Genomic DNA, 7,465 nt, shown 5'->3' with positions numbered 1-7,465 from the left:
CAATGACTAATGAAGGTAATGGGGTGTATAGTTATACATTACCAGAAGGATGGGGAGATAAAACACAAGTAATATTTAATAATGGAAGTAATCAAATACCAGTAGCACAACAACCAGGATTAGTATTACCAACAGGTAGCTCAAAGATTTATGAAGATGGAGCTTGGAAAGATAGTATTGTTGAAGTTAAGGATCCAGAAGTATCTAGTTCAGTTGCTGATGGAACAGAGTTTATAGAATCATTAAAGGTAACTTTAAATGCAAGTAACACAACAGAAGCAACTTATTCAGTTAATGGACAATCTTCAAAAACTTATACTAATGGAACACCAATTACTATAGGGGAAGATGTAGCTGTAGGCGATACAGTAAAATTAACATTAACAGGTAAAAATTCAGAAGGAAAAACAACAACAAAAACTTATTCTTATAAAAAGATAGAAAAACCTACTTCAACTGCTTCAACAGCAAAAATCAAATTACCAAGCGGTTGGTCAAGTGCAAATATCTATGTATATGATGAAAGTGTAACTCCAACAAAGGAAATAGCAAAATGGCCAGGAGTAGCAATGACTAATGAAGGTAATGGGGTGTATAGTTATACATTACCAGAAGGATGGGGAGATAAAACACAAGTAATATTTAATAATGGAAATGCTCAAATACCAGCAGCACAACAACCCGGTTTTGTATTACCAACAAACAGTAATAAGATTTATAAAGATGGTTCTTGGATGAATAATGAAATTCCAGCTCCAGAGGTTTCAAGTTCAATAGTAAATGGAACAGAATTCAGTAATTCATTAAATGTAACTTTAAATGCAAAAAATACAATAGAAGCAACTTATTCAGTTAATGGAGAAAGTGCAAAAACTTATACTAATGGAACATCAATTACTATAGGTGAAGATGTAGCTGTAGGCGATACAGTTAAGTTAACATTAACAGGTAAAAATTCAGAGGGTAAAACTATAACTGTAACTTATAGTTATAAAAAGGTAGAAGAACCTGTTATAACTACATCAATTGCAAAGATGAAATTGCCAAGTGGATGGTCAAGTGCAAATATATATGTATATGATGAAAGTGTATCTCCAACTAAAGAAATTACAAAATGGCCAGGAGTAGCAATGACTAATGAAGGTAATGGAATATATAGTTATACATTACCAGAAGGTTGGGGAGAAAATACACAAGTAATATTTAATAATGGAAATGCTCAAATACCAGGAGCACAACAACCAGGATTTAATTTACCAGAAAATAAAATTGGAACTTATGAAAATGGAAATTGGACTTTAACAGATATAGTTAGACCTATACAAATAACTTCATTTGTAGCAGATAAATTATCACCACAAGTTGAAGAAACTACTATAGGTTTATCAGTAAAAGCAACTGGCGGAAATGGAACATTACAATATAAATTTACTTGTAAAAATACTGAAACTAACACAGAGAAGATTATAAGAGATTACTCAAATGCTAGTAATGCTGAATGGACACCATTAACAGCTGGAACTTATAAAGTAATAGTAACAGTAAAGGATTCAAAAGGTAATGCAAAAGAAGATTCTTTTGAATTTAAGGTAGATCCAAAGTATACAGATATAGTTTTAAATTCTCTTAACTTAGATAAAACAGAAGTAAGTGCAGGTGAAGAAATTTCAATTTCAGCAGATGCAAAGGGCGGAATAGGAAGCTTAACTTATAAATTCTATTATAAGAAAGGAGCAGAATATACTTTAATAAAAGATAATTCAAGCGAAGATTCAATAAAATGGACTCCAGAAGAAATTGGAGAATATTATGTTTATGTAGATGTTATGGATTCAGCTGGTAATATAAAATGTACATCTAAGAAAGTAACAGTGAGTAAAAAAGCGGTGGAGATTACAGATGTATCTGTGGATAAAACTACTATAAAGGTTGGAGATAGTGTAAATATTATAACTACAGCAGCTGGTGGTTCTAAGCTTCAATATAGGGTTGCTGTTCATGACTTTGAGAATACATGGACAACACTACATGATTTTAAAGATTCTAATATTACAGCTTGGAAACCAGAAATTGCAGATAAGTATGTAATTTGGGTAGATGTTATTGATGAAGAGGGAGATTATGCATCAAAATCAATAGAAGTTACTGTAATAGAATAATAAAGTATAGATTAGGGCTACTGTGAATAAATTCACAGTAGTCTTAAATTTATTATTATCATAGTATAAAGTATTGATTATTTTAAAGGTGAGGTATAAATGAAACATACTCAATGGTATTTAATTAAATTAAGAGGTGATATCCAAAAAATATCTTTTACATCAGAAGAGGCAAAAGATATTGCAAGAAAAATAGGTATTGATTTTACAAAGGAAAAGTTTGATTTGAATGAATTTACCATAGGAATTAATGTTGAATTAGAACATGGAACTAAATTTCTAAAATCAAATATAACAAATAATGATCCTATTTTAACAGGGAAAATTGCCTATGCACATCTATTAGAGTTTCCAGACTATTATACAAGGCTTAAAAAGCTTGAAACAGAAGCAAATGATTATTGGAAAGCAAAATTATAAAGATGCACTAATTTATAAAAAAAGTTTGTACTAGTCTTATTTGTAATTATAAAAAATTACTATTGCTTTGTGATATAATTAACGTAGATATAATTAAGAGGTAGTAATATATGAAAATAAAGATAGTTTGCTTAGATAAAAGTATTAAGTTTGAAAGTGAAAATAGTTTACTTATAAATATAAAGAGCAATAATGAAAGCTCTGAAAGACAAGTTTATAAAATAGGTAAAAATATATTAGAAAGTATTTATATAGATTATAAAGATTATAAAAAGATAATGTTTAAATCAGATATTATAATTATATTAGTAAATGATATTAATGATAAAAATATAGATAAAATAAATGACTTAAAAGGAGAAGCAAACTGTATAATTGCAATTGGACGAAATAATATACAAGATGAAGTAATAAAAGAGGAGTTTGAAAAAGCAAATAATGTAATAAAAATAAATCAGTTAATTATGGGAGAAAGAATAAACTTAAATTTATTAATGTTTATAGTTGAAAATAAAGATATTTTAAAGTATATAAAGTTAAATAAAAATAGTATTAATGTAATATTTGAGAAAAGAAATAGTATAGGTGAAATAACAATAGAATTATTAAAACAGTTTGGAGAGATACAATATGATAAGGAATATAAGTTTTATTTATATTCGAGGGAAGAGATTAGTTTGCTAGAATTAACTTATTTAGAAGATCCAATAAGGGAATATATAAGTAATGATTCAAAATTGTTAATTAATAATCTAGTAAGTGAAATAATTGACGATAAAAGTTTATATTTTATATCAATAAGTAAATAAAAATAATATATAGGTATGTTTTATTATAAAAAGCTCCATTAAATCAGTGATTACCATTGATTTGATGGAGCTTTTGATAATTTATAAGAAAAAATAATTTGTTAAAAATATAACTTAAATAACTTAAATAATTATTTATAAATTTAAACAAATTGTAGAAAAATGTCGAAGCTTGTACAATAAATTTGTACTTGAGAGAAAAACATTTATATGAATGTTAAAAAATATACAAGAGGAGAAATGATATGTTAGAAATTATAAAAAACACTTTAACAGACAATGCTATTTTAGGAGCAATATTTTCATCAGTAGCAATAATTCTTTTAGGGTTTTATTTAAGAAAAAGAGAAATATTAAATTCAAATGCATCTAAGATGTTAACTAAATTAGTTCTTACAATTTCTTTACCAGCATTAGCATTTACATCATTTATGAAAGATATAAATGGAGAACAGCTAAAACAAGGTATGAGTATCTTAGTTTGGGGATTTGCAATTTATATTGTATTAATTCCAATAACAAAAATAATGTATGCAAAAGTTAAAGGGGACAAGCAAGACGTATACAGAGTACTTACTATATTTGGTTCAACTACATTTTTCGGAACACCAATAGTTTCAGCAGTATATGGGGCAGTAGGTACTATGTATTCAAATATATTTAATATTGCTTATAGAGTTTTCTTATATTCATATGCATTTATAAAGATGTCTGGAACAAAGATGGATAAAGAAAACTTTAAAAAGAACCTAAAAGAGATATTCTTAAATCCAATTATTTTAGCTACATTCTTTGGATTATTTATTTGGTTATGCCAAGATATGCTTCCACAAGTTGCAGTTAATGTTAATGGAGAAGTTTCAAATTATGCATTTTTAAGAATAGATCAAACTTTACCATGGCTGTACAAACCTCTTACTTATTTAAGTAATTTAGCATCACCACTTGCATGGATTTCAATCGGAGCTACTTTAGCTGAAGTTCCATTCAAAAAAGCAGTATCTCAAAAAGATGCTTGGGGGTATAGTTTAATAAAAGTATTATGTGTTCCAGCTATAAACTTTGTTTTATTATTAGCAGTTAGTAAGTTAGGAATATTACCAGTTTCATTTGAGGGAATGGCAACAACAGTAATAATGATGGCAGCACCAACAGCAACAGTTGCAGCAGCATATGCAATTAGTTACGATAGGGAATCTTTATTTACATCAAATTGTTCATTATTATCAACTGTAGTAGCAGTAGCAGCTATGCCAGTATTAATAGTTATATTAGAAGTTATAAGAAATATAGGATTATTTGCATAAATAAAATTTTATATTAAATAATAAGAAAATAATAAGGACAAGCCATTCTATAAAGTATAGAGTGGCCATTGTTCTAAAAAATAATCTTGGGATTTAATAACAAAGGAGAGAGTTAGTATGATAAAATTAGTTTGTTATGGTGTTAGAGAAACAGAAGTTAAATACTTTGAAGAGATAAATAAAAAATTTGGATATGATATTAAATTAGTTACTTTAGGATTAAATCATGAAAATGTTAAAGAGGCAATTGGAGCTGAGGCAGTTATGGTAAGAGGTAACTGTAAAGCAGATAGACAAAATTTAGAGTTATTAAAAGCTAATGGATTACAATACCTTTTAACAAGAACAGTTGGCTTTGATCATGTTGATTTAGAAGCGGTTAAAGATTTAGAATTAAAGTGTGCTAGAGTTCCAGGATATTCACCAAATGCAATAGGTGAATTAGCAGTATCTTTAGCAATGATGTTACTTAGACATACAGCTTATACTGTAAATAGAACAAGAGAAAAGAATTTTGTTGTAGATCCATTTATGTTTAGTAAGGAAATAAGAAATTGTACAGTTGCAGTTTTAGGAGCTGGTAAAATAGGATTAACTACAGCAAAGTTATTCAAAGGATTAGGAGCAAGAGTTATAGCATATGATGTATTCCAAAGTGATGCGGCTAAAGAAGTAGTTGAATTTATGGAATTAGATGAAGTATTATCACAAGCAGATGTTATTTCAGTTCATATGCCATTTATTAAAGGGGTAAATTATCATATGATTAATGATGAATTTATATCAAAAATGAAAGATGGTGCTATATTAATAAATACTGCTAGAGGTGAAGTACAAGATATAGATGCTATAATAAGAGGAATTGAAGTCGGAAAGTTAGGCGGATTCGGAACAGACGTATTAGAAGGTGAATCTGCAACATTCTTTAAGGATTTAAATGGACAAACATTAGAAAATAAATCACATGAAAAGCTTATTGATCTTTATCCAAGAGTGTTAGTAACTCCTCACATAGGATCATATACAGATGAAGCTTTAACAAATATGATAGAATATTCTTATGAAAATTTAAGAGATTTCTTAAATGGAGAAGAGTGTAAAAATAGTATAGCATAATATAGCAATATATATGAGTAGAAAAAAAGGGGTGTTTTTTTACACCCCTTTTTATGTATTAAAAATATTTATAAGTATAAAACTAAAATGGTGATATTAATGAAGAAAAAAATGAGTTTTAAAAATAAAATACTTTTTTTAGCTATAATTATTACATTTGTGCCATTACTTTTATCTTATTTAATTTTTATTTCATCAAAATTAACTGATATAAATGAAAATATAAAAAATTCATTAAGAGAAGTTGGATATAGTATAAGTAATAGTGAGTTAATTAAAGAAAAACTTAATACAAAAACAAATGATGGTAGTGTTCAAGAATATACTAAGGGATATATAGAAAACCTCAACAATATTGACATTATTGTAGTTGGAGATATGACTGGAGAAAAATATTCTCATTTAGATGAAAGTCAGATAGGTAAAATATATGTAAATGAGGATAATAAAAGAGTTATAAGGAATGCAGACAGCTATTATTCTGTTATGGAAGGTTCTATGGGAATTACATTAAGATGGTTCGAACCAATATTTTTTGAGGGTAAGCAAGTTGGTTTTGTTATGGTGGGAAAATATTATAATGATATTACAGTAATTAACTTGCAAGCTAAAGTTAAATATTTATTATTGTTTATTTTCTCAATGTTTATTTCGATGATAGGGGCTAAAATATTATCTAATAAGGTTAAGAAATCAATATTAAATATGGAACCCTTTGAAATAGCAGCACTGTATAGGGAAAAAAATATAATACTTAATAGCGTTAAGGATGGTATTATTTCTTTAAATAAATATAAGAAGGTTATTGAGCTAAATAAAAATTGCTATAGATTATTTGAAAACTTTGATGTTAAATATATTTTAGAAAAATTAGATTTCTATATAGATAAAAAAGAAGAGTTTGAAATGAAGGAATTTATTATTTTAGATAAGAAAATTTTTGTTACTATGAAGCATATTTATTTAGATGATAATTGCCTTAGAACTATAATAACATTAATTGATAAACAGCCTATTAATAAAATTGCTAAAGAAATAACTGGGGTAGATGAAGTTGTTAAAAATTTAAGAGCAAATGTTCATGAATTTAAAAATAGTCTTCATGTTATTTTAGGATTACTTGAAATAAAGGCTTATGAAGAAGCTAAGAATTATATACTCAGATTACAAAAAGTTCAAGAAAATAGTACAAAAAAGTTTTATAATATAAAGGATAAATATGTCCGTGGTCTGTTAATTAGCAGAGAGTTAGTAGCTAGAGAGAGAAAGCTAGAATTAAATTTAACAGATGAATCTTTTTTAGAAGAGGATCATGGAATAATTGATTCAAATGATATAGTAACAATATTAGGTAATTTAATTGAAAATGCATTTGAGGCTTGTTCTTTAAAAGGACATAATAATAAAAGGGTTGAAATATCACTATATGAGGATGAATCGGTTATAGAAATGCAAGTGCGAGATAATGGGATAGATATTGATTTAAACTTGAAAAATAGAATTTTTAAAGAAGGAATATCTTCAAAGGGTGAAGGTAGAGGGACAGGACTATATTTAGTAAAAAATAGAGTTGAATTATATAATGGAAATATTGATATAGAAGAGTTTGATGGTGAAAAAATATTTGTTATTACAATTTTAAAAGGGGAATAAA

6 protein-coding genes are annotated in these 7,465 nt (G+C 27.1%); all 6 read left to right on the top strand.

Annotated features, from left to right (window positions below; all coding sequences use genetic code 11):
• The coding region (locus I4V51_RS04935) for a starch-binding protein (RefSeq protein WP_195987199.1) at positions 1 to 2,159 on the top strand (2,159 nt) is incomplete at its 5' end.
• 99 nt (positions 2,160 to 2,258) lie between these two features.
• Complete coding sequence (locus I4V51_RS04930; RefSeq protein WP_195987198.1) at positions 2,259 to 2,579, top strand: DUF5661 family protein; 321 nt, start codon at positions 2,259 to 2,261, stop codon at positions 2,577 to 2,579.
• A 110-nt stretch (positions 2,580 to 2,689) separates the two neighbouring features.
• Complete coding sequence (locus tag I4V51_RS04925; protein WP_195987197.1) at positions 2,690 to 3,388, top strand: hypothetical protein; 699 nt, start codon at positions 2,690 to 2,692, stop codon at positions 3,386 to 3,388.
• 245 nt (positions 3,389 to 3,633) lie between these two features.
• Positions 3,634 to 4,695 carry an AEC family transporter gene (locus tag I4V51_RS04920; protein WP_195987196.1) on the top strand — a complete coding sequence of 354 codons (1,062 nt, stop codon included), beginning with the start codon at positions 3,634 to 3,636 and terminating at the stop codon, positions 4,693 to 4,695.
• Positions 4,696 to 4,812: 117 nt separating this feature from the next.
• Entirely contained in the window at positions 4,813 to 5,811 is a 999-nt protein-coding gene (locus tag I4V51_RS04915) for a 2-hydroxyacid dehydrogenase (protein WP_195987195.1), read from the top strand.
• Positions 5,812 to 5,910: 99 nt separating this feature from the next.
• Positions 5,911 to 7,464, top strand: a complete 1,554-nt coding sequence (locus tag I4V51_RS04910) for an ATP-binding protein (RefSeq protein ID WP_243281393.1) — start codon at positions 5,911 to 5,913, stop codon at positions 7,462 to 7,464.
• The last annotated feature ends 1 nt before the right edge of the window (position 7,465 follow it).

It is taken from the genome of Clostridium sp. D53t1_180928_C8, assembly GCF_015667795.1.
GTDB lineage: Bacteria > Bacillota > Clostridia > Clostridiales > Clostridiaceae > Clostridium.
The sequence above is the reverse complement of the archived record's forward strand: the minus strand, read 5'-3'. Positions and strand labels throughout refer to the sequence as shown.